The 25,634-nt window shown below is 45.8% G+C and carries 18 protein-coding genes; 8 read left to right on the forward strand and 10 right to left on the reverse strand.

Annotated features, from left to right (window positions below):
- The first annotated feature begins 75 nt into the window (after positions 1-75).
- Complete coding sequence (locus GC102_RS15780) at positions 76-975, forward strand: AraC family transcriptional regulator (protein WP_171690398.1); 900 nt, start codon at positions 76-78, stop codon at positions 973-975.
- Positions 976-1,051: 76 nt separating this feature from the next.
- Here the strand turns inward: GC102_RS15780 and GC102_RS15785 are convergent, their stop codons facing one another.
- The 9 genes from GC102_RS15785 to GC102_RS15825 form a co-directional block, all read right to left on the reverse strand.
- On the reverse strand, positions 1,052-2,167 hold the full coding sequence (locus GC102_RS15785; protein WP_171690399.1) for a Ger(x)C family spore germination protein: 1,116 nt from the start codon (positions 2,165-2,167) through the stop codon (positions 1,052-1,054).
- Positions 2,164-3,234: a GerAB/ArcD/ProY family transporter gene (locus tag GC102_RS15790; RefSeq protein ID WP_171690400.1), complete on the reverse strand. Its 1,071-nt coding sequence runs from the start codon at positions 3,232-3,234 to the stop codon at positions 2,164-2,166. Before GC102_RS15790 ends, GC102_RS15785 begins: the two co-directional genes overlap by 4 nt.
- A complete protein-coding gene (locus tag GC102_RS15795) occupies positions 3,231-4,658 on the reverse strand; it encodes a spore germination protein (protein ID WP_171690401.1) in 1,428 nt (475 codons plus the stop codon). The genes GC102_RS15790 and GC102_RS15795 overlap by 4 nt, the downstream gene beginning before the upstream one ends.
- Before the next feature lie 193 nt (positions 4,659-4,851).
- A complete protein-coding gene (locus GC102_RS40350) occupies positions 4,852-7,137 on the reverse strand; it encodes a helix-turn-helix domain-containing protein (protein WP_171690402.1) in 2,286 nt (761 codons plus the stop codon).
- A 174-nt stretch (positions 7,138-7,311) separates the two neighbouring features.
- Positions 7,312-8,190 (reverse strand): carbohydrate ABC transporter permease, encoded by an 879-nt coding sequence (locus GC102_RS15805; protein ID WP_216628071.1) that lies wholly within the window; start codon positions 8,188-8,190, stop codon positions 7,312-7,314.
- A gap of 54 nt (positions 8,191-8,244) precedes the next feature.
- A complete protein-coding gene (locus GC102_RS15810) occupies positions 8,245-9,162 on the reverse strand; it encodes an ABC transporter permease (protein WP_171690403.1) in 918 nt (305 codons plus the stop codon).
- Between the two features lie 57 nt (positions 9,163-9,219).
- Positions 9,220-10,866 carry a type 2 periplasmic-binding domain-containing protein gene (locus GC102_RS15815; RefSeq protein WP_171690404.1) on the reverse strand — a complete coding sequence of 549 codons (1,647 nt, stop codon included), beginning with the start codon at positions 10,864-10,866 and terminating at the stop codon, positions 9,220-9,222.
- Between the two features lie 240 nt (positions 10,867-11,106).
- Positions 11,107-11,877: a DeoR/GlpR family DNA-binding transcription regulator gene (locus GC102_RS15820; RefSeq protein ID WP_171690405.1), complete on the reverse strand. Its 771-nt coding sequence runs from the start codon at positions 11,875-11,877 to the stop codon at positions 11,107-11,109.
- A gap of 145 nt (positions 11,878-12,022) precedes the next feature.
- Positions 12,023-13,672, reverse strand: a complete 1,650-nt coding sequence (locus GC102_RS15825) for a DUF4091 domain-containing protein (protein WP_171690406.1) — start codon at positions 13,670-13,672, stop codon at positions 12,023-12,025.
- A gap of 225 nt (positions 13,673-13,897) precedes the next feature.
- Between GC102_RS15825 and GC102_RS15830 the strand changes: the two genes are divergently transcribed.
- From GC102_RS15830 to GC102_RS15860, 7 genes are all read left to right on the forward strand, one after another.
- Positions 13,898-14,842: a metallophosphoesterase family protein gene (locus tag GC102_RS15830; RefSeq protein WP_171690407.1), complete on the forward strand. Its 945-nt coding sequence runs from the start codon at positions 13,898-13,900 to the stop codon at positions 14,840-14,842.
- A 28-nt stretch (positions 14,843-14,870) separates the two neighbouring features.
- On the forward strand, positions 14,871-15,722 hold the full coding sequence (locus GC102_RS15835; RefSeq protein WP_171690408.1) for an EamA family transporter: 852 nt from the start codon (positions 14,871-14,873) through the stop codon (positions 15,720-15,722).
- Between the two features lie 125 nt (positions 15,723-15,847).
- On the forward strand, positions 15,848-16,447 hold the full coding sequence (locus GC102_RS15840; RefSeq protein WP_171690409.1) for a TetR/AcrR family transcriptional regulator: 600 nt from the start codon (positions 15,848-15,850) through the stop codon (positions 16,445-16,447).
- 937 nt (positions 16,448-17,384) lie between these two features.
- Positions 17,385-18,587 (forward strand): MFS transporter, encoded by a 1,203-nt coding sequence (locus GC102_RS15845; protein WP_171690410.1) that lies wholly within the window; start codon positions 17,385-17,387, stop codon positions 18,585-18,587.
- A gap of 109 nt (positions 18,588-18,696) precedes the next feature.
- Positions 18,697-19,284, forward strand: a complete 588-nt coding sequence (locus tag GC102_RS15850) for a TetR/AcrR family transcriptional regulator (protein WP_171690411.1) — start codon at positions 18,697-18,699, stop codon at positions 19,282-19,284.
- Between the two features lie 66 nt (positions 19,285-19,350).
- Positions 19,351-20,769 (forward strand): MFS transporter, encoded by a 1,419-nt coding sequence (locus tag GC102_RS15855; protein ID WP_171690412.1) that lies wholly within the window; start codon positions 19,351-19,353, stop codon positions 20,767-20,769.
- Between the two features lie 215 nt (positions 20,770-20,984).
- Positions 20,985-22,169, forward strand: a complete 1,185-nt coding sequence (locus tag GC102_RS15860; RefSeq protein ID WP_171690413.1) for a response regulator — start codon at positions 20,985-20,987, stop codon at positions 22,167-22,169.
- A 174-nt stretch (positions 22,170-22,343) separates the two neighbouring features.
- On the opposite strand, the gene GC102_RS15865 is transcribed toward GC102_RS15860, so the two are convergent.
- Entirely contained in the window at positions 22,344-25,595 is a 3,252-nt protein-coding gene (locus GC102_RS15865; protein ID WP_246320940.1) for an ATP-binding protein, read from the reverse strand.
- Between the last annotated feature and the right edge of the window lie 39 nt (positions 25,596-25,634).

The raw sequence follows: 25,634 nt of genomic DNA on the forward strand, positions 1-25,634 counted from the left end.
GCATTTTCTATACCAAATGTGCCAATTCAATGATATGATGGAACGTACAGCGATAACGTACGGAAGGAGCCCTTCATGGATGATTTGTACCGTTTTCCGAATATGATCAATACCTTACAAGTAGTAGGATGCCATTTCGGCTTGCAGCCCCCGGGATGGCACTACCCTCGGCATCATCATCATTTGTTTGAACTGCTTTACTGCTCGGAAGGTGAAGTTGTGCAAGAAATGAACCGTGAATCCATCACCATGCGGCAAGGAGACTGGCTGCTAATCAAATCCGGTGTCAGGCATCAATCTTCGAATTTGGCTTCTGTAGATTATGGCTACTTTAATGTGCATTTCGATCTCGATGATACCGAAATACGCAGCCTGCTCTCGACTACCCCTTATCGGCACATCCATCATCAGGATGCGGAGCAAAGCAAGCTTCAGTTCTACTTGAGCGAACTAGAGGCCGTCATGCATCGCAATCGGTCGATGGATACCGCCAAGCAAGAGCAGCAACCCTATTTGCGCTTCGAGGATAAGCTGCTGCTGCATTCATATACACTACTCATCATTCATGACGTGCTAAATTTGATTCGCGAACACGACTCACTAAGTAGACATGCGCCAATGACGGACAAAGACGCCTCCTTGTTCACCGCGGACGTCGCCCATGCGATTGAAGAAAAGCTATCGCTCGGTCTCTGCGAGGAGGCGTCCGTCGCGGGGGTTGCGAAAGAGCTCAATCTGAGCCGTAGTCAGTGCAGCAAGCTCTTCTCCAAAGTGTACGGACTATCGCCGCGCCAGTATGTCAGCCGTCAAAAGCTGAACCTAGCCAAAGAGCTGCTCGTCACAACCAATTTGCCGATGACAGACATTGCGGAGAAGCTCGGCTTCCATTCTGCCAGCCACTTCTCGCGGCAATTCCGGCGCTGGACCGGCCAGTCGCCAAGTGAATTCAAGCCGAAGCATCATGCTGTGCAATAAGCTTACACCAAAAAACAGAAGCGCCCAGACCAATTGTAGGGGCGCTTCTCTATTGTTATTGGTGCGTAGAGCCAGGCTAGTTGATAATTCCGTGAGAAACAATGTCTACTTCCGTTGAAACTTGAAAATCCGTCTCCGGGTATACGGTTTCCCAGTTCATACGTTTCCACTCATTCGGATAAAAAGCCATAATGTCCCGACCTATGCCAAAAGCGTCTGAACGCGAACGCAGAAGCAGCTTGCAAATGTCTTGTGCTTCATGAGTCAGTAATTCGGAGAAATGTTTATTCAATTGTATGATCTTCTGCTTGTCGGCTAGATCGTCTTTTGTGTATTCAACGACGGAGGCTTTCATTTTGAGATGCAATTGAACCCTAATTTGCCCCTCTGCGTCAACCCAGACATGCTTATTTCGCTTCAATTTCAAAATGTTAAGCGATAAATATTGCGAGGGATCATTTTTGGAACCCGATTCCTCCATATTTCGCGTGATGACGCAGATGTTCCCCTTCAAGCCGCTCATTAAGAGAAATAAGGAAGATTGTTCCGGCGTTAGAAAATAGCCCGTATATTTACGTTGATTCATAAGAGCCACGCCATCAACGACTGCTTTATCCTTCAACCTGCTGATAAGAGGAATGACGGAATCGCGTCCCTGATCGTGCAGAACAGGGTAAAGCGAATGTAAGGTAACGGATGGTATAGCTGTTTCATACTTGGCGCTTTTGAGGATTTTTCGCAGATATTCCCCAGCCGTTGCGGAACCGATACGATCCAGACGAATCAATCCACTAGCGTTCCCGCGGACGATTGCTACTTTAGCGAGCATAGGATCATTCGAATTCCGAAAAGTGGAGTCGAGGATCTCCGTTAAATCTTTTCTCGCCAGCTTTTCACCGATGAGCATCACTTGATTTTTGGATGTGCCGATCGGGCCTGCGATTTGCATGCCGATTTTTTTAAATAAAGATTCTTGCAGCGTAGGGCCTGTAGCCGATAGCACTTCATGTACGGGAGCGGATCTTTCCTTTCCGCCGGGTGTTTGAATGGTTACGGTGGTGACGATTTCATTTTTATCGTTCATGTCAAGGGAGGTTGCATAGATGAGCTGCAAATTTTTCAATTCATTATGATAATTGCATCCCGACAAAGGCAGGATGGCAATAAGCCATAAAAGTAAAATACGTCTCATGCCTGCTGTTCCCCCCTTTTTCCCATCAGCCATGCCAACAATAAGAGTACAATCGGAATTCCGAGAATGATAAAGCTTTCCACATTAGAGATTTGCTCCACAAATTGGATTCTATCCTCCGATCTCCAAAAAAATCCGACTAGACAGACAATAGGGACTAAATAATATACAGCTTTTCGGTGCTCGTTGCGATGAAATAAATAGCCCATTCCCTTGCTGGCGGCGTAGATGTAACTGATGAATGTTGCGGTCACTTTCACCAACCAGATGGAAAGAAAGAGCAGATCCACTCGCTCCAAAAAAGGCAGTGAAATTCCGTTCAGATAGTAAGGTACAGGCTGCGGAATGAAGCTGATCGCCTCGGGACTAAAATTTAGAAAACATACAAGTACGACAATCAAAAAAAATATAGTTGCCAATCCGTTCGCCCACAGAACGGGGGCTATCAAACTCTTTCCTTTCGTTCTGACATCGGAACTCAGCACGAGCAGAACCTCAAAACCTAAGAAAGAAAGTACGGAACTTTTCATTCCCATTATTATTCCATGCAAACCTTTTTGCCCGACAGGCAGAAGATATCGGTAATCCATATTGCCAAAGCTAGTAAACATGAGCGCTAACATAATAATAATTAACAATGAAATCAACGCATGGTAACGGGCGATGATCCGAATGTTCTCCTTAGCCATAAAGAGGCAAACCAAACAATTAGCTACAATGATGAGCCAAGGATTTGAATACGGTAATATCCAAAGCTCAACGAACATCATTTCCAGCAAAAGAATAAGGCAAGTCGTGAATGTGAAATGTAAAATGTAAATCGCATTGAGAACATTTCCGATCCATTTGCCAACGATGAGAGGCGTGAACTCATATAGATTTTGCTGTGGAAACCTTTTGCATAAAACAACGTAGGCCAACAGGATAAGTTGTATAATCCCCCCAGCCAAAAGAATGGAAATCCAACCATCCGCGCCGGCAGATTTATGCAAATCATAAGGAAATGACAGAACGCCGATGCCGATTTGAGTTTGCAGAATGAATGCAAATAATTGAACCCGTGTCATGATGCCCTCCTATCGGAAGCTTCCCTGCCGAAGATCCGCCTTGGAAGCTGAATAAGCGCAGTCAATATACGTCTAGGCTTAAAGGGAGTAAACGGATAAAAATAAGGGACGCCAAACGTTTCGAGTTTGGTTAAATGCATGAATAATAGACTGAAACTAAACGCGATACCCGCAAAACCAAGCAGCGATGATGCGATCATAATGGGGAAGCTGATAAGCCTAATTGCCATCCGCATTTCATGAGAAGGCACGCTGAAAGAAGCGACGGCTGTCAGAGAAATGACGACAATCATCGTTGTGGACACTAAGTTCGCATTGACAACTTCACTTCCAATGACGAGACCTCCGACAATAGACAGTGTTGATGCAATTGACTTTGGCAGTCGGATAGCGGCTTCTCTGAGCAGCTCCAATACAGTGATCATGAACAAGGCTTCCATCAGAGGATTGAAAGGAATATTTTCTAACGAAGCTTTCAAAGAAAATACCAAATCAATTGGAAGCACATCAAAATGATTCGACACAATGGCTATGTAAATCGACGGAAGTGCTAATCCGATCATGACGCTGATAAACCGGAGAAATCGAAAAAAAGTCCCGTTCCACCACCTGACATTAAAATCATCTACGACTTGAAAAAACATAAAGAAAGTCACTGGGAGAATGATCGCAAACGCGCTGCCATCCACGAGCAGAGCGATCCTTCCTTCCATTAAATGAGACACTGTACTGTCGGGTCTTTCGGTAAAAAGCATTTGCGGGAACAACGACCAACGGCTGCTTTCCAAACGATCTGTTATTTGACCAGGAGATTTAATGAATTTATCCTGATTCGAGAGTAGGTTGGCGATAACCTCGTCTACAATGTTCAGATCAGCAAGATCACTCATATATAGCAACGTCACTGTAGTCGGGTTTTGAGCACCCAATGTGAAATACCGTTCGACAAGATTGGCATTCTTCAACCGTTTGTGGATCAATTGTGTATTGACGCCAACATCATCGACAAACCCTTCATGAGATCCGCGAATCGTTTGTTCATTTTGCGGTTCTGTGATGCTCTGAGTAATACTGCTACTAACATCAGCTAATAAAATATCCATTCTTTGATCAAGTAGAATAGCGCATTTGCCTTGAAGCATCCCTGCCGCTGCAGCCTTCAAATCGCCCACGAGCTCTATATCCAGAATGGGAAGGATATCTTCAAGACGGTTCTCTCTGGATTGAAGCAGAGGTTTCAATACATCGGATTGCAACTTTTCCCGATCTGTAAAAGAGTTGAGGTAGAGGATGGATCCCTTTAATCCATTTAAGTGAAACTCCCTGGCGCGTACATCGTCGGAAGAATTGAAACTATGGATAAGGTTACGGATATTCGTCTCCATCTCAATTGAGATTTGGAATGAATCTTGATGCATGTCCATGCTTTTTCCTCCCACCCTAATTGCGGCTAGTATTTGCTAGTTTGCTCAATTTATCCAAATACATCCATAACGCAAGGGATACGAAACGGCTTCATTCGTTGAGACTTAAATAACAAATAAGCGCCTCCTCATAAGTCTGAGGAAGCGCGGAATTAACATAATGTGCGTCAAATTTTCTCAAAAGAAAAGATCGTCATGGCTGGTCTCCTTTCCTGAACTGTCCCGGTGTAATCCCTTCATAGCGTTTAAACACTCTTATGAAGGTATTACTGTTCGAGAAGCCGACCTTTTGCGTAATATCCGTAATCGTATCATCGGTCTCCGTCATCAACTGCTTAGCCAACTGGACACGCTGTTTATTAACGTAATCAATAAACGTTTCACCAGACTGCTCCTTGATGAACCGCGATAAATACGGCGCATTCACTTCAAACTTCAGAGACAGCGAGGTCAGGCTCAAATCCATATCCGCCAAATGCTCATCAATATAGCTCAGCACTTGATCTTTCAGATTCGTATTGTGACTTTTCTTCTTGGAATCGACGTAGTCACAGACGGTTTTCAAAAACTTATAAATTTCATCTTCAATTTCCACGAAGGACTCGCACTGGGTCAATTGTTTAATGAGTGCGTGCTTCTCTACCGCCAGTTCATTAGGACCTTGATCAAGATGCTCGATGGCCTTCAAGATCGTGCCGATCAGTTCAAACATGAGAAGCTTGCCGAGCTGCAGCGACAACGTGCCATCCGACACATTCGTTACGATCAGTTCACTGACGGCCTCCATGGCTTCCTCGTACTGCCCGGTTCTAATATGATTGATCAGCTGTCGCTCCATATCCAGCGGATAATACAGCTCGTTCTTCGGTCGTTTGATCCGATCAAAAGGTATGATTTGGCTCGGGCCAATGACGAATTTATATTCAAGCGCCTCCAGCGCCTCGTCAAATCCTTGGGGTATTCCGGTCAAAAGAGGATGAATATCACTGATTCCTATTGTCAGTTGAATGTAAAATTTCCCCTGAATAATCGTCTGCGCCTCTTGCGCAATATCAATCAAATCCTGCTTCGTCCGAGCTTCATCATCATTCTGAATATTAACCAGAAAAGCAATCATACCATCCACCTCGGTCGTGAACACGGTATGCTTACGGCCAATCAGCTCTTCGGTAATGTTCGTCACAATATAATAGACATATTGCAGCTTGGACTCCGCATCGCGGGACCCGTTATCATTGAATAAAGCATCATAGTCGCCAATGTGAAACAGCAATACCGCAAAGCGGTTCGATTCAAACCGCAGGTCAAACGACTCCATCGATTGCGCGAGTGCAGAACCGCTCTCGACTCTGCCTTTGAGCAGTCGTGCCAGGAAATGGCTGCGCAGCACGTCTTGCTGCTTCTGGATGGTTCGGTTCGCCGTAACCTGCAAAGCTTCATTCTCCGACATGAAGGACTGAAGCAGTGAGAATTCATTCCCAATCCCTTCGAGATTGGACTTCACCTTCGGAGAAACCAAATCCACCATGCGGCGGATCGGCATATAATGTCTTCGCGTCAGCCAGATGGACATCGGACCTCCGACAAAAATACACAGAAATAAGCCCGCATAAATCCAACTGCGCAATTGACTTACTTTCGCTGAATAAATTTTCGTAGGAACGATGGAAACATACTTCCACTCATTTTCAACCGAGGAAACGTAAGAAATCGTCACCTCTTCCTTACCCCATTTTTGACTAAATGTGCCTTCCGCTGAGCGGATCTGCTCAAAATCAATATCGGATACATGATCCGAATCTCCTGCCGTCATCAGCAGCTTATTGGTGGAATCGAGTATCAACACGCTGCCTGCTTGGGCAATCTGGATATTCGAGATGGCCGCTTTCAAGCGTTCTGCATTCAGCGTGACAACAAGTGTTGCCGGCGCTTCGCTGGCATTCTGAATCGGCAGTGATTGCATGTACACCATGTCATCGTCAGCGAATTGAAGGAAATTTCCATAGTAGATTTTCTCCATACTGTCGCTCCACTGCTTCATGGTGATGCCTTTATTTCCTCCATGGAGCAATTGGAAAAGGAGCTCATCTTGATTCATTGTCGATGTCGTAACCCCGAAATGCCCTTTTTTCATATAGACATATAAATCGTTAATATCCCCATTCGAGGCGGCATAAGAACGAAGCGAAGTGATCAAATCCAGTGTATCGATCTTGACTTGTGAATTGTTGAAATCAGCTTGATTAACATACTTAATGACTTTAGGATCCAGGGAAAGCTGGAGACCCATCCGCTTAATATCTTTGAACTGATTGTCTAGTGATTGCTTCACCTGGTTAAGCAGCGCTTTGTTGGATCGAATGACCTCCGAGCTCAATAAATGCTGCGACTGAAAAAGAACCAACATCGTGATGACGATGGGAATACATAGAATGGTTAAGTTCGAGTAAAGCCAAAATAAAAATACGCTCCGCTTCACAAAGATGTCCTCCCTTACTCATGCTGTATGCAGTATTATCCCATCTTCATCCGCTCAAGTACAATCTACGATTTTTGTATCATCATCATTTTTATTGATTCCCTCACAGAATGTGGAAAAAACCAAATATCCCGCCCTCTTTTTGAAGATCCAAAAAGAGAACAGGCCTGGTCGTTATTCTTTGAGCGCGCCAACCATGACGCCTTTCACAAAATATTTCTGTAAAAAAGGATAGGCAATCAGAATCGGCAATGTAGCCACCATGATCGTTGCGTATTTAATACTTTCCCCAATCGCTTGCGTGTCGTTCGCATTCCCCGTCCCAGTGGTCATCGAATCCGTGCTGTTTTGCACCAGAATTTCTCGAAGAATCAGCTGCAGCGGGAACATCTCCCGATCGTGAAGAAACAGCATGGCATTAAACCAGGAATTCCAGTGGGCTACGCCATAGTAAAGCACCATAACGGCAATAACAGGCATGGACAGCGGAACTACAATCTGGAACAAAATGCGCCATTCGCCTGCGCCATCAATCTTAGCGGATTCCATCAAGCCCTCTGGGATGGCCTCGAACGAGGTTCGCATAATAATCAAGTTCCACGTGCTGATCGCCACAGGCAAGATGAGTGCAAGGTAACTATTTCCCATATGCAAATAGTTGTTAATTAACAAATACGTTGGAATTAATCCGCCGCTGAAATACATCGTGAACACGATGCAGATCATCAAGAACTTCCGCATTACGAACTTTCTGGACAGCGCGTAAGCCCCAAGCGTAGTAAAAAACAGATTTACCGCTGTACCCAGAATCAGGATGAGCAATGTATTCCCATATCCCGTCAAAATGTTGGGATTCGCAATCACTTTCTGAAAAGCGTCGAGGTTAAACCCCAGCGGTTTCAACAACAACCCGGAATGCTGGATGAGTAAATTGGAATCGCTGATGGAAGCCATGAAAACATAGTAGAAAGGGTATAACGTACAGACGATAAGCAATATCATCAGAATTGCATTACCGATATCGAATAGACGCTCAGTTGCGCTTAATTTCATCGTTAGTTCCTCCTGAGAGCTTTTCATAAGAAAAGCTGACATCGTAAGCGTAGGCTACCACAACCGGCTGCCGGAGAATCGGCGAGATATGCTGTTAGCGCTAATTAGAAGTATAAAGTTGATCATGGATTGAAATAGCCCTACGGCCGTTGTATAGCTGTAATCATTCCCTTGAGCCAGCCCTTCACGATAAACAAAGGACGAAATCACATCAGCAGTTTCATACGTATTTGGATTATAAAGCAGAACGACCTTCTCGAAGCCGACCTCCATCAATCCGCCAATTCGAAGAATGAGCAAAATCATAATCGTTGGAATAAGTCCGGGAAGCGTTACACTCCAGATTTGGCGAAACCTTCCTGCCCCATCAACGCGAACAGCTTCGTACAACTCAGGGTTGATCCCGCTAAGCGCGGCCAAATAAATGATAGATGACCAACCGAGCTCTTGCCAAACAGACGTACTGACGAAAATGGTACGGAAATTCTCTGCATTATTCATAAGGGCAGAATCTTGCCCGCCAAAGAACATAATGATGGAATTCACAATACCTCCACGGTTCGTGAAGTCAATAATTAACCCTGAAATAACCACAATCGAGATGAAATGCGGCAAGTAGGAAACCGTCTGCACAATTGATTTAAAAAGCTTCTGGCGAATCTCGTTCAATAGGATCGCGAGAATAATCGGCGCAGGAAAGCCGAAAATCAAGTTATAAAAGCTGATCAGAAACGTATTGCGCAGGACGCGAACAAAATAATAGCTTTGAAAGAAGTCTTTGAAATGTTGAAAGCCTACCCAATCGCTGCCCCAAATGCCTTTCGCAGGACTAAAATCCTTGAAGGCGATAACGGCGCCATACATCGGGAAATATTTAAAAATGAAGAAGTACAGCGCAACCGGCAGTACCATCAGGTAGATCGCGCGATTTTTTCTTATGTCATCTAGTAAAACCCGAATGGAATTAGCCATGTTCTCACTTCCTTACACGTGTGATGAAAAAGGGGAGACTGGCTCCCCACGAACTTTTTAGCGTTTGTTGTAACGATCTGTTGCCGCTTGGTAGATCTCCACAGCACGGTCCATATTCATCTTTTTCACTTGCTCTACTGTTTTGTCGTAATCTTCCACTTTTGCGGCACCCATCACAATTTTGGTGATTTGCTCTGTCAGTAGCGTGCTCACATCGTTCAAGATTTTTGCAGACTCCTTCGCTTCATCCGTAGACAGAACCACAGGAGGTAACATCACTTTGTAGGCGTTATTCGCATATTTAGCATATAGTTTTACAGCATCTTTTTGAGCCGGCAACTGGTAATACTGATCGTTGTAACGGTCATCATCCAAACCGGAGAAGCCGTAGTTGGCGATAAAATATTTAGCCATCGCTTGACCGATTGGAAGATTGTCTGGGTTTTTCAAAATCAGGTCCGTGTACTTCGGTTGACCGTCTACTTTCGTGTACGTTTGACCTTCGATACCGAAGTTTTTGAGCATCGCGCCTTCTTCGCTATACAGATAGTCCAAGGCTTTTACAGTTTCCGCAGCATGTTTGTTCGCACTTGTAATAACCGTACCAACATTGTCGTATTCCCATGACGCTTGCACGAATTTAGGCTCGTCGCCCTTTTTCAACACGGGATATTGGACAGCAGAAAGCTTCGCTTTCGGGTCTGTCTTCTGCAGCGCCGGTGTATACGTACCGATGCTTCCGCCGATGAAACCGTAGAACGCTCCCGCTTTGCCGGAAGTTACTTTGGCATCCATCGTTTTGGAATCATTGGAAGCGAAGTCCGGATCGATCAGACCTTCCTTGTACCATTTTTGCATCGTCGTCAAGTATTGCTTAAATTCTGGTTGAGTTGGTCCAAATTTCACTTTTCCATTATCGATATAGAAGCTGCCCGCATTCGCAATCGTCGACATGCCCGTAACACCGTAGGCGCCTGCGAAGTCAGCAAATGACATCGGATAGGATTTGTTCAGCGTGAAAGGAATAGCGCCTTTCTTCTCTTTGAACGCTTTGAGCACTGTTTCCCACTCATCTATCGTTTCCGGCGATTTCAGTCCGAGTTCATCGAGCCAATCCTGACGAATGACCATGCCGCTGAATGTTTTGTACTGGCCGTATTGACCTACCTTCAAGTGAGGCATCGCGTAAATATCACCGTTATCCGCCTTGATCTGTTTGGCGATTTGAGGGTTAGTGTCCAGAATTTTTTTCAAATTCGGAGCATTCTTTTCAATTAAATCATTCAGTTTAATAATCGTGCCGTCTTTGAACATTTTGGATGTTCCACCCTGCACACCGTTCCAGTTCCACAGCATCGAATCCGGCAGATTATTAGAAGCAACCATGACACCGTATTGCTGAATATCATCTTGCGGTGTGTTTCCAGAAGAATGTTGGAAGTCAAACGTTACGTTTGTTTTCTTGGCCCACTCTTTCACCATAGGCAGCTCGTTCAAGCTTTTGACGACTGCTTTGGCATTCGGATTCATCGGTGTCCATAATGTCACCTTTACAGGATCTTTAGAAGCTGTCGTTGCGGTTGGCGCTGTGCTGCCCTTAGGAGCATCTTTAGTAGATCCAGCGTTTCCGCAAGCGGTTGCAAGCGATAATGTAAGAATGGTTGCCGCGATCGGCAGCATTTTAAATTGAAATCTTCTTTTCATGGAAACACTCCCCTTATATCGTAGTCCGGCGCTAACGCCGTGAAGCGGATTAGCCCTGTGAAAGAAGCATATCTCACGCCTGCTGATGTCGTATATCGTCGATTATTCAATCGTATTGTTTTCTTAGGAATAGACGTCGCTTCTTTTTGTACCATCCTCATTTTTTGAGAATGCCCTTATTTGCAAAGAAAAAACCGCCCTTTCGCCGCTATGAGAGCCGGTTTGGTGGCGATTTTCCTTTTAGTCGCTGATCAGCACTTCAATGCCGAGCGCCTCAATCTTATCGATCCATTCCTTCGAGCAGCCCGGATCGGTAATGAGCATCGAGATTTCCTCGAGCTTTGACACTTTGGCGAACGTAGACATACCGAATTTGGAATGATCCGCTACCAGAATGGATTCCTCGGCCCGCTGCATCATTTTTCGCGAAATGATGGCTTCAGCCAAATGAAAGTCGGTAATACCGTCCACGAGTGAGATACCTCCGACGGAGATAAACGCTTTGTTCACTTTAAATTGATCCAGCATCTGATCCGTCAATGAGCCTGTTGCAGCTTGATACTCGACGTTCACTTCCCCGCCTGCGAAGATAATTCTTCCCCGGAACGTTTCCATGGCCAGATTGAGAATCGGGACCGAATGGGTAATCAAGGTTACACTCGGACGATCCTTCAGGTAAGGCAAAATTTCAATCGTCGTGGTGCCGTTATCCAGCATGATCGTTTCACCGTCTTGAACTAAAGAGGCAGCCAGCTTGCCGATCGCTGTTTTCTCTGATTTCATCATTTGGGTCCGCTTGAGAAAGGGAGGCTCAACAAGCTCCATGCGCATTTTGACAGCGCCTCCGTACACCTTGCGAAGCTTGCCTTCCTTCTCCAGCCGATCTAAGTCCCGTCGCACCGTTTCCGTCGAGACGTTCAGCATCTCAGACAGGTGATGCACCTGCACTTTCCCTTCCATCTCCAAATGGTTCAGGATGGTCATCCTGCGATCTTCGTATGTTAATGACATAATGGCCTCCTAAGAGTTTTCCGTAAGGAAAACTGGCATCGTAAGCATCAGCTATTGACCGATGATATCCACATGGTGATGTTTCCTGTTGTTTTCATCCAGTTTATAAGGTGGCGCTTACGATGTCAACGGATCGGCTTCATCCTTAAGCCAGCGATGCAATAAGTTGATTGATCTGCTCACGCTTTTTGATAATCCAGTCGGGTTCATGCGGATAATCGCTGAAGGTTAGTGGCACAGCAAGATCTTCTTCAATTATAGCAATCGTTCTCTCGCGACCAATCAAACCTTCTAACATTTCAAGTGCCCTTACATCTTGCAAAGCTTCATAAAATACAACCATTCGAATAGATTCGATGGGTCCCGCTTCTCCTGGATATACAAGAAAGGCATCCCCAGATGGAAAAGCTCGATCTGCATCCGTTTGGACAAATGGATTCACCATTTTACGTGCATATTGCGAATACCAGAAGTTATACCCCCAGTGTAAAAATCCTCGTATATCAAATTTATATAACTGGAATCCAATGATCCGATTTCTCTCCGAAGGAAATGCAAAGAATCGATTTGATACTTTTTTGTACTGCGCACAGCAATAATAAGTCCACAGGTTATCCACGCCGCGGCTAATAAAGGAATCGATATGATTGTTGGCCACCACTGGTGTGTTCACAAGGCCATGTGCGTAAAATTCATAGTCCGAAAGTGCATCGAAAGTAGGATAGCCTTGAAGGAACTGGCTCAACCGAGTACTTGCTGCTCGATACGATTCCAAATTGTCCAAGGTCGGTTCGTCCGAAACGTGGAAAAATACGCGAGCCTGAATGCCCTGCTTTTTGATAAACTGATCCAATTCAGGTAAAAATGCCTCTAGGAACTGGCCATATTCTTCTCCAGTTGCATCTGTTTCCCATCCAAATATTCGCTTCAGCTGCCCCTTTTCCGTTGCCATGATTTTGGGAGCAAACTGTGCCCCCCATTGCGTAAATAAATGAGAAAACTCATAATATTCAACCCCGCAGCGTTCTCCAAGTGCTATCCATCTCTCCAGTAAGCGAAAATCAAATCGGTACCCATTCTCATCCCGCTCTACTTCAACCAACTGCACAGTAGTCCGCTCACCGCCAACTTCTGTATCCAATGGAGGGGTGAATAATGGTGTTAAAATCATATTGATCCCTTGCTTAACCGCAGTTTGAACATATTGCTCAATCAGTGCCCAATGCTCTTCGCTGAAGACATTCACATTGTAATGATTGGCCAAACAATCCGTATGAAACCATTCGGTTCGAATCAACTTTTGCTTGGGCAAAGAACCGCTTAGTACGTGCAAATCGATGCGTTCAGAACCCATCCGATTGCCATCAGCAGATAGCAATATCACATCAATTGGATACACACCCTCTGAATGTTGATCTTTGAGCTCCACCGTTATCCATAGAGAGCTCCAACTTCCAGGTAAAGCGACCTCACCATGGACATCTAATGGCATCAACGGATCAGGGTACAGTCCAGGTTGATCACTGATGACATAATCATCATGATCGCCATAACATGCCAATTCACTTGGCACCAATCCAACTTTTCGCACCGCTATGCAGTCGGAAAGAGGTGATTCGATTTCTACACGTAAGCCTTTGACAAGCTGCTCCGATCGATAGGCTACCTGAAAAGAGAAAATCTCATTGCTGAATGTTGTTGCTCGTTCAAGGAAATAACGGGAATCCAGTTCAAGATGAGCGATTACTTTAGCCAAAGAATTCAAACATCGTAATTCTACCTTTTTATCAGACATTATGTAGGCTCCTTTTACTTACAATTAATATAGTTATTGATTATAAAGATACGGTTGTTGCTCCCTACAGTATATCGGCATTTTTTGCCTAATCGCTCTTTTTTGCGAAAAAAATTCTTCATTGACAGCAGTGCAAACCAGCGATACAATAGCCAACAAACAACATTATATCACAAAGAAACAACATGAATACTACAAAAATACAACTTATAGGGGGACATTATCGTGCAGCATCAGCTTGCCTTTCGCGAAGATCGAACTTTTACGATTGCCCAGTTCACTGATTTACATTGGGAAAATGGTGAGGCTGAAGATCAGCAAACACGTCGTCTAATGGAAGAAGTGCTAGACGCCGAGCGTCCTGACCTTGTCGTATTTACGGGCGACGTCATTTATACAGGTGCTTCAGGTGAACCTGTTTGCAAGCATCCGCACCAAGCGTTTCGCGATGCCGTTCACACGGTTGAATCTCGCGGTATTCCATGGGCCGTTGTGTTCGGCAACCACGATACAGAAACTACCATTACTAGAGAAGAACTTATGAATACAGTGCTGGAGCACTCTCATACCGTTACCCAGCGAGGACCAGAAGAAATTAACGGTGTTGGCAACTATACATTGTCCATTTCTGGCTCCAATGGTCAGACCGCTGCCGCTTTGTACTTCTTTGATTCCGGGGATCACTCTGTGCTGCCGCATATCCAAGGTTATGATTGGATTCGCAGCAATCAGATCGACTGGTACAGGGAGGAATCTCGTAAGCTCCAATCGAGCATCGGGGCGCAGGCATACCCTGCCTTGGCTTTCTTTCATATCCCGCTTCCGGAGTATAAACAAGTTTGGGACAATGAGACCTGCTACGGCAACAAGTTTGAAAATGTCTGCTGCTCTCCCGTCAATTCAGGACTATTTACAGCCATGGTAGAAATGGGCGATGTCATCGGAACCTTCTGCGGCCATGACCACGTCAACGATTATTGGGGCGAGCTTCACGGAGTACGTCTCTGCTATGGAAGAGCAACAGGTTACAATACCTATGGCAAAGAAGACTTCCCTCGTGGTGCCAGAATGATTCGACTCCGCGAAGGCGAGCGTTCTTTCGAATCCTGGCTGCGACTGGCTGACAGCACGGTAGTCCGTGATCAACCCGAACACCAACCTGGGGTTTAACCCTATCTAATCGTTTGGAGATGATCGCTTGTTTATCGTTTCAATTTTACTAGTCGTAGCTTCTGGTCTTACGCACGCGGTCTGGAGCTTATTCACCAAAAGAAGCCAGAATAAAAGCGTCTTCCTATGGTCCATCATGATGGTAACCACAATCGGACTTCTTCCTTATTTAATCAGAGAACTGTGGCTTACCCCTTTATCCCTACAAGCCTACGGATTCTTACTTTTATCTGCGTGTCTGCAAAGCGTCTACTCCCTGTTGTTGGCACGCACTTACAATATGGGCGACCTGTCCCAGGTGTATCCGATTATGCGAGGCACTAGCACGCTCTTCATTCCCATTGGCAGCGTCTTGTTCCTTCGTGAATCCTTATCGATATACGGTTGGATAGGTCTGCTCTGCATGGTCTTCGGTTTCATTTGGCTTAGCGGTATTTTCACCCGTAAAAAGGCATCCGCCGGAACGGTCAAACCATTCCTTATGGCCCTTAGTGTCGGCCTATGCACGACATGCTACGTTTTTGTTGATCGGATCAATCTTCAGCATGTCTCAGCTATCTCTTTATTAGAGGTTACGAATATCGGGTTCATGGCTGCACTGACGCCAATTGTACTCGCTTCTAAACAACTTCGCGTCGAATGGAAGCTGAACGCCAAGATCATATTACTGGGTGCTATCCTCAATCCAGGATCTTATTTGTTATTTCTGATCGCCATGAAATATGCCCCTGTCGCCCATATCTCACCAATTCGTGAGATTGGCACAGTCTTTGCTACAATTCTAGGCATTGTTGTACTCAAAGAAAAGCAAGGCACACTAAGAATTATTTGCTCGATTCTTATCTTGATCGGCATTCTGATCATTAGCTTTTTTGGCTAAACAAGGGGTACTCCCCTTGCTTCATGCCACTATTTTTGTTAAGATACAGAACGAACGTTCAGTATTATTAATGTATTCAATTCATTAAGACCTTCTAATAATCAATTGAATCGGAGTCGAGGCATATGAATAAAAAGCAGTTGCAAAGTGAGCAGACCAAAAAACGTGTTGCCGACGCCGCAAGAGCCCTATTTGTTCAAAAAGGGTACAAAGCCACTTCCATTGAAGATATTGTGGAGGCAACCGCGAGCAGCAAGGGGAACATTTACTATCATTTTAAGAGCAAGGAAGGCTTGTTTCTCTATTTGCTTGATGAATGGGAGCGAGATTGGGAACATAAATGGAGCCTAAAAGAGGCGCTCTACCCAACAATGACAGATAAGCTTTACGGACTTGCAGAGCAGCTTGTTCGTGAAGACTTAAATCATCCTCTTACCAAAGCAGCTGATGAGTTTTTCAGCAATCAGGAAAATGCCACCGAAGTCGAAGAACGAATTACGGCGATGATCGCTGGACATCTTACGTTCAACCAAAAGTTGTTCCAACAAGGAATTGATAACGGTGAATTCAAGAAAAATGATGTGGAGAGATTGGCTATTATTCTAGAAAGCTTGATTATTGGGCTTAGTCAGATGTCTCGAAGAACCAATTTGGAGGATGCGCTCGCTTTATATAAAACAGCAATGAATGTTTTTCTGTACGGGATTGCTCAAGAAGCGAGATAATCCCCCTCGGCTTAATACAGAACGAACGTTCAGTATGATTTATTTTATAACCCATCTAGTTTTACATGGAAGTGTCTTAAATCGGAATCCATCGTCACATATTCTCACTTGAGGTTGCCGGATGAATGAATCCATATTCTCGATTGAATCTTGTTGTAAAAACAATCATGACGCCTACGACACCACCCCCAGGAATGAAAATAATGTGCTCTTACGTTTTTTATTTTCGTATAAAAGTTGAGTGTGAGGCAGGTAGATAATCAAGAATAGGTTTACTCGTGGGTGAACATTAATTATTTGACCCGCCGAAACCATATGACGTGCTCCGTTATCGGAGCGTATAGCAGAAAAGTTTGGTGCGAGCCAGGTAAAATAGCATTCTATTCAAATACTGATAAACAGCTGGTCGAATTCAGCTCTGTGGAGTTACTTCGGACATATAAGTCTTCTAATCTGCGGATCATAGGGAACGAGGAGCCGCTATTTCGGTGATTATTCCGATTCCGGTCCGGTACGCGGAACGTGGTGGCGCTATTTTGGCGTTTTTCCGGTTTTTTACACCTCGAAGCTAGAAATAGAGGCTCCGCGTTCCGCGAAAACGTGAAATACGCGATTTTGCGCAAAATAAGACTTCTACGTTCCGCTAAAATCTAGTGATGCCAGTTGCGGGTTGAATTTGGGAAACGGATAGAAGAACTATGGGTGCAGCTTGCCTGATTGGGTTATCAGATGGAGATGTGCTCCTTAGTTGGAGTATGTTGTAAAAACAATCATGACGCCTACGACGCCACCCCCAAGAATGAAAATAATGTGCTCTTACGTTTTTTATTTTCGTATAAAAGTGCAACAATTGCTGCCTAGATCCCACCTCTCTCCTTTCGTTGTTGGTCGATCCATAATACCTATAACCCATTACAAAACTTTGGAGGGCCTTCGAATGCCTTTATTACTAAGAAACAGGGGAGCTGTCCTGCTCCTCATATTTAATATATTTCTCGTCTTTACAGGCGTCGGTCTTGTCGTTCCCATTATGCCCACCTATATGACGGAGCTTCATGTAAGCGGAAGTCTGATGGGATTGCTGGTTGCCTCTTTCTCACTCACCCAGCTTATCTGTTCACCTTTAGCCGGCAGGTTATCCGATTCTCTTGGTCGGAAAAGGATTATTGTGGCTGGCATGATTCTATTCGCCCTCTCAGAGTGGCTCTTCGGAGCAGCCAGCACTCCTCTACTTATGTTCGTTTCTAGAATGCTGGGAGGAATCGGCGCGGCGCTCATTATGCCTGCGGTGATGGCCTATGCAGCAGATGTTACCTCTGTCGAAGAGAGAGGTCAAGGTATGGGATTCATTAATGCTGCGATCACAACAGGGTTTATTATTGGTCCCGGCATAGGAGGTTTTCTAGCTGAATATGGGATTCGTGTCCCCTTCTACTCGGCTGCGGTGGCCGGTGCTATTGCTGCTGTCCTTACATTTCTTGTTCTGCCTGAATCAAGAACAGCAGAGAAACTCACAAGCTCCACTCCTGTCCTAGTGAAGAAACAAAGTCTTATTACGCAGCTGGCACATTCCTACCGAGAGCCTTACTTCTTGAGCTTGATCATTGTGTTTGTCATGTCCTTCGGTCTGTCGAACTATGAACAGATATTCGGACTTTTCGTCGATCATAAATTCGGCTTCACACCGAAAGACATCGCTATTATCATCACGTTCGGATCCATAGCTGGCGCTGTCGTGCAAGTAACCATTTTCGGATGGATATTGAATCGATTTGGAGAGAAGCGAGTCATCTCCTTCTGTTTGATCATTGCAGGTCTGTTCGTATTGTTAACGCTTTTCGTGAACAGCTACTTTTTGATTATCACGGTTACTTTCATCGTGTTTTTGTCCATCGACATTTTACGACCGGCAATCGGCACTCAGATGTCCAAAATGGCACATGAGCAGCAAGGGTATGTGGCAGGTCTGAACTCGGCTTTCACAAGTCTCGGCAATATCGCCGGACCTGTCATCGCAGGCTTTCTGTTCGATATGAACATTAATTATCCGTACGCAGCTGCAGCCTTCGTTCTCATTCTATGCTTCGCCTTATCATTACAGGCCAGAAGAGGCAGGCAAGCTGCCTGTGAAAAAGCATAATTTTACAGAAAGGTCTTACAACAGGATATACATGTATTGACTTTATTCCATATCCAGCATACTATAATGTCAGTGATTACTGACATCGGTACGGAAGAGGGATAATAACATGGACAGCAGCAAGCTGGGAAGCAGCGATAGACTTCTCTTAGCGGCGCTCAATTTGATCGCGGCTAAAGGCTACAATGGGGTAACCACCCTTGAAATTGCCACGGAAGCAGGTCTTAGTGAGAAGACATTGTTTCGCCAATTCGGCAGTAAACAGAAGCTTCTCGAAGCCGCATTTGACCGCTATCATTATGCAGAAGAGATGAAGAAGCTGTTTAGTGAAAAGCTCGTGTGGGATCTGGAGAAGGATCTGCTTCTGGTCAGTAAAACCTACCATGAGATTATGAACCGTAATCGCAAATTGATCCAGATCAGTCTCAAAGAAGAAGGCCAACTGCCCGGATTCCGCGAGCGTACGCATAAGCATCCTCTGCAATTACTAGAGATCTTAACGAATTATTTCATCACGATGTCCGAGAAAGGCAAAATGATTCCCACGAATCCGGAGATGCACGCCTTCTCCTTTATGATGATGAATTTCGGGGCGTTCATGAACGATCTCGACAGCCATAAAAATTACTCAACCATTTCGTTGGAGCCATTTATTCAAGAGAGCGTAAAGATTTTTGCTAGGGCCTTACAACCCTAGTTTTTTTACAGACCATATGTCAGTCAGCACTGACAGTCAAATTTTTAAAAAGGATGTGGTAAACGTATGACTACCCAAACCCAAGAACCGCAGCAAGCTGGCGACAAATTAATGCGTATTTTGATGTTCACCCTGACTATCTCCATGATGAGCGGCATCATGTTCAACATTGTTTTACCCAAGATCAGTGAAGACTTTTCCCTTACAATTGCCCAGGTCAGCTGGCTCTCTTCTGCCTACATTCTGATCTATGCGATTGGCGCAGTCACCTATGGAAAGCTGGCAGACCGTTATAAGCTAAAAAATTTGGTAACCTTCGGACTCCTTTTATTTACGGCCGGGTCTCTTATCGGACTGACCTCACAAACATTCGGAATGGCGCTAGTCGGCCGATGTTTGCAAGCATCCGGAGCTGCGGTTATTCCCGCAATTGCGATGATCATACCCTTGCGGTATTTCGCTCCGGAACGTAGAGGTGCAGCTCTTGGTATGACCGCGGTAGGTTTAGCTTTTGGTAATGCACTCGGGCCTGTTGTCGCTGCTTTAATCGTTAGCATGGTACACTGGCGCTGGTTATTCGCTGTGCCTTTGCTTATTTTGGCGACCCTCCCTTTTTACCGGAAGTATCTAGGAAATGAACAGACTGGGACAACAGGGAAATTTGACTGGATTGGCAGCAGTCTGTTGGCCATCACAATAGCCTTATTACTGCTGAGTGTTACGAAGGGAATCTGGCTTTTGTTAGGTGGCTTACTCGCTTTAGGGTTATTCATTGTTCGAATTTGCACGGCTGGGGAGCCCTTTATTGCCCCAAAACTCTTTCGAAATAAAAAGTACACACTCGGACTGACCATTTCATTTCTCATCAGCGGCACTTGCTGCTCACTCTATGTACTTAGCCCGTTGTTATTAGCTGATATTCAGAAGTTACCATCCGTTTGGATCGGTTTCGCGATGGTCCCTGCAGCTGTTGCTTCTGCTGTATTTGGACGTAGAGGCGGTAGACTCGCGGATCTAAAAGGAAACTCGTTCGTCGTTTATGTGGCTTCAAGTCTACTGCTTGCTTGTTTTATTTTACTCTCTACTTTTACAGGAGGTTCCCCCCTGCTTATTGCTGTATTTCTGATTCTCGGCAACGTCGGGCAATCTTTCATTGTCATTGCGATATCCAATTCGGTTTCAAGAACCTTGCCTAAGGAACAAGTTGGCGTTGGGATGGGCATGCTGGCGATGGTCAACTTCATTTCGCAAGGGATTGCGATCGGCATATATAGTAAAATTGTTGATCTTGGATCCCAAGGCATTCCAAACTGGAACCCCTTTTACAGCTATTCATCTGGCTTTATTTTCAGCAATATCTGCTTCGTTATAGCCGCATTGCAACTGGTTATTCTTGTGATTTACTATCTTTCATTTGGCAGAAAGACGCAAAAGAAGACTATGGTCTTGAAGGGGTCTGAGGTAGCTGCTTTATCGAATATTTAGAAGGAATCGACGAAATTAAGAAGGCCCATGCGTAATTGCATGGGAACAGCACTCTAATGATGATATAGCAAATAACAGCGTTTTTTTTCCGCAGCAGCACCTGGCTTGTTCGGACAAGCTCTAATCATCCATTGCCAAAATCCCGATAGTATTGGTATAGCGGGTCAAATAGCACTGAAAAACAATGTAATACATTTTTATGGAGCGTGAAATACATGAAGATTATGTTGGTGGATGACGAAGTACTGGTGCTAAATCAGATTCAGCGAATGCTATCGGGGTATTCCGGGATTTCGGTGGTCGGCTCATTTCAGAATGCGCGGGAGGCTATTGCGCGAATGCCGGAACTTCAGCCGGACGTCATATTTTTCGATATTCACTTGCCGGAGCTGTCGGGCATTGATGCAGTAGAGTTGGCACAGGAGGCTTGCCCGGGAATCGATATTGTGTTTGTAACGGCATATAACGAATATGCTATCCAAGCGTTCGAACTGAATGCGGTCGATTATTTGCTTAAGCCGCTGCATCAAGCTCGTTTGGATCATACGATAAAGCGACTGATGCAAAGAAGATTGCATAAACAAGAAGACATCTGGTCAACGGCGCCTTCCCGCGTTCTCTGTTTTCGGTCTCTCCGTTTTCAGCACAGCAGCGGGTCTCCGGAAATTCCGAAATGGCGGACGACAAAAACGCAGGAGCTGTTTGCTTATCTGCTGCACCATCGCGGCAATATCGTCCTCAAGGAAACGCTTCTGGAGCTGCTGTGGCCGGAGCTTGACGTGAAACAGGCGACGAGTCAACTGTACACATCGATTTATCACATCAGACAGTGCTTGAAGCAAATGGGCATCGATATCCCCATCCGCAATCTGACTATTCAGGAAGGTTACGTGCTGGACACAAGCTGCATTCGGATTGACGTGGATGAATGGGAGAACGGTTTGCGGCAGGCGAGCGGAGGGAATTTGGCCAACAATCACTCCGAGCTGCTGCGGCTGCTTGAACTTTATGAAGGTGACTATTTTCAGGAGCACGGTTATGGGTGGGCGGAGACCGAACGCGAAAGATTAAGGAAGCTATGGTATCAGCATTCCCGTTTGTTAGCCCGATTCTATAAGAAAGCCGGAGTGCTGGAGGAGGCGATCGCGATGTACGAACGGATTCAGAATGCGGATCCGTATAACGAAGACGACGCATTTGCGCTGATAAAGCTTTATACGGCAACCGGACGGCGCAAAGAAGCGGAGAGGCACTATCGTAAGCTGGATCATCTGTTTTCAAATGAGCTGCGGATCGGCTTGACCAACAAGCTGGTAGACTGGTTCGAATCAATCGAGAATGAAATTGCCCCTGACGCAATGAGGGTGACGAAGGAGGACATCGAAGCAGAAACTTGGTAAACTATTCATGCCGCTGCGCGGCGCCCCTAACAATGCTTCGCTATAGCTCGTATCGAGCCATTTTCAAAGTAGCGCTTGAGGTGCACACTTGGCTTGGATAAGGGAGGCAATCGCATCGTTCGCCTCCCTCCAAGCCAACTGCCTGCAAACGCTAAAGCTTACACTCCTCACGCTTTACTTCGGCACGACAAAGGAAACGATCGTACCCTGCTCCGGATAACTCTGAATTTGCAATCCTTTCCCATACATTTGTTTCAGCCGCCGATCGATATTGAGCAGACCGACTCCCTGCCTGCTGCCCGAACGTGTGCGCAATAGTCCTTGCACCGTTTCTTCATCCATTCCAACGCCGTTATCGGTAATGGTTGCTTCTGAGCAGTCTTCATATTCGGTGATTTGAATAAGGATCTTCCCTCCCGACGAACGCCTCGTTATACCGTGCCGTACTGCGTTTTCCACGAGAGGCTGGATGGAAAGCGGAGGAATCTTCAGCCTCATGCCCACATCAATTTCCCAAACAATATCCAAATTGCCGTTGAAACGTTCATTCTCGATATATAAATAAGAACGGACGAGAGCAAGCTCCTGTTCAAGCGGAACAAGCTGCTCGGAATTTTGAAAGTTGAAGCTGGATCGCAAATAATTTCCGAACTCGTCAAGCAGAAGACGCATTCTGTTCAGATTGATGTCGCTGAGCGCCGCTATCGCATTGAGCGCGTTGAATAAAAAATGCGGCTGTATTTGCGCTTGCAGCCATGCCGCTTCCATACGCAGCCGTTCGCGCATCGAGCGGTGCACATCGGTTAATGCCCTCACCCGAGCTATCAACTCCATCGTATCCGCAGGTTTTACAACGTAATCGTTGGCGCCTGCCAAAAATCCCGCGGCAATATCTTCAGAATTGTTGCGTGCGGTCAGAAGCAGAATGGGCAGTTCCGAGCTCGAATAGCGCTCGCGGATCGCTTGCGTTAACTCATATCCCGACATGTGAGGCATCATGACATCAGTAATAACCAGATCCCACACTCTCGAATTCAGTTGGGACAACGCTTCTTTGCCGCTCGTAACCGAAACGATATCGAAGCTTTTCGCAGTTAAAATGTCCTCCAATACTTTCAGGTTAAGTGGATCGTCGTCCACAGCCAATACGATCGGTCTATCCGTAGATCTGGAACTTGGCGTATCCGTATCTTCACCGTATTGAATGTTCGAGCCGGCAGCGCCTGTTTCCATATAAGTGGACAATAGAGTCGACGCAGCTCCCATTTCCAGTTGAACGGACGACGAATCGGACAGCGCCAAAGCAAACGTGAATACTGTGCCTTCACCGGGGGCAGAGATGACCTCTAACGCTTCGCCGTGCAGCTCTACGAGCTGCTTGCAAATGCCGAGCCCGAGTCCGATACCGCCGCCTGGAGCCGCCGTCATGCCGGTGTCGCCTTGCTCGTAGGGCTTAAAGATTCTTTGCAGCGTTTCCGCGTCCATGCCGACGCCCGTATCCGCAACGCTAATTTGCGCTTTCCCATCCTGTGCGACCGCCCGGATGGCGATAGTTCCTTCGTTGGTAAATTTGATCGCATTGTGAACCAGATTGAACAAAATTTGAATGAGCCGGTTTTCGTCGGCCATCACAGGAGGAAACTCGTTCGGAATCTCGCTGATGAGACGGATCGGTTTGCCTTCGGTCATGAAACGAAGCATGTCGAATACGCCGGAAGCGACCGCTTGCACCTGAACGCTCTGCAGCTGCAGGTGGACGATGCCCTCCTTGAGACGCGTCAAATCGAGCAGGTCATTTAACATAAACGACATGCGCCGGCCGACGGTGATCATCAACTCCAAATTTTTGGCGCTCTTATCGCTCAGAGCATGTTTTTCGCTGTCAAGAACCGTTTGCGCCATATTCAGTATCCCGTGCAGCGGATTGCGCAATTCATGCGATGTGTTGGCCAGGAAATCGTCCTTCAATTTGTCTGCCATCCTTAACTGCTCGTTCAGCTTAGCGTTTTCTTCGGAATTGCGAAAGTACTGCTTAAACCAGTAAGCGGAAAAACTAATGATAGCCGCCAGCACGTCAACCGGGTAGTAGACGTTCGTTATTACTGAGTGAGGATTAAGCAATCCCCATGCGGAGCTGGATAATATACTCGTAGCGGCAAGCAGCAGAAAGGTGGCACCACGCTGATTTCTGGCTATCATTTTGCCGATGAGATAGATAACCCATGCCATTGGGAACCAATAAAGCAGCCTAAATACTTTAAATTCAATCGTATAGTAAATGAGCGGCGGCGGCATGACCGCCACAAGCACCGAATAGAGTGAGAGAGCGACGGAGTACGTTCGGAACAAAACTGTGTTTGTTCGGAGCTTGGCAAATAATGCGACCATTAGCAGGAAAAAAAAGGGAATCAACGTGTACGAGAGCAACTTGATTTTCAGCGCCCATGCATAGTTGATGAAAGGCATGCATACCAGCAGCAGGCTGTCGTTATCGGACACAATCGAAAGACCGGAGACCAGAAGCAGCATGAAGAAGACGAGCAACGATTTTTGCCGATTGAAAATGTATAACATCAATGCGTACAAGCCATGCAACATCAGTATCATGAATGTTACAACCTGAAAGCCAATGGAGCTCCAGCGTTCGGTATCGATGGCCGCATCCGACCCGAAGCGGATGTCCCTGACAATGCCGCCATTAAACGGATCTTCGAAATTGGCAACGCGTACAAGCAGCTCGATCTCACTCACTCCGTTTCCCTTATAAAGCGGGGTATAAGAAATCCGGCGGGGCGTATACGTTTTCGCTTGATCAGTCGGTTGGCCGACTCCTGCTATCTGACCGTTGAATTCAACAACTGAAGAGGCTTGAATTTCCTGAATCCAGAATTCGAAAGACTGTTGCGGCAAAGGATCGACAAGAATGCGCAGCCGGTATGTCCCGTATCCGAAAGATGACTTTGACCCGGATGGCAAAGCGCTTCGCCAATCTCCCGGAACCTGGATATAACGCTTGCCAAGAGATTCCCTGCCCTTGTCATCATGCGTGATGAACGCTTCCGGATAAAACTCCCACTCGCCATTCAGCGTAATGGAATGGGATTTCGCAAAGTCCCAGCCACGCAGATCAAGCGCGCCTTGAACCGCGCGAGGATGTTCAGGCGTAAGAAAAAAACCGGACCAAAGCCACCGGATGCCGAGAAGTATGAAAAGAAACAGGATGAACGTGGCCGCATATTTCAGGGCGTTTTTGTTTTTTATCCATATCATAAAGAAGCTCACTCCCAACGTTTGGCCGAGCAACTCCACCATCTGCTTGCAAATGCTGGGGTTCATAATTTTCGACAAAAACAGCGTGAATTCCTTCTGCCGCAATCGGATAATAAAGTCTGGAATGTAAAGAAAGCCCGCCAATATACGAAACATTGGCGGGCTTTCTTGTATTGAGCTTACATAATCAATGGC

The organism is Paenibacillus germinis (assembly GCF_013141785.1).
Lineage (GTDB): Bacteria > Bacillota > Bacilli > Paenibacillales > NBRC-103111 > Paenibacillus_E > Paenibacillus_E phytorum.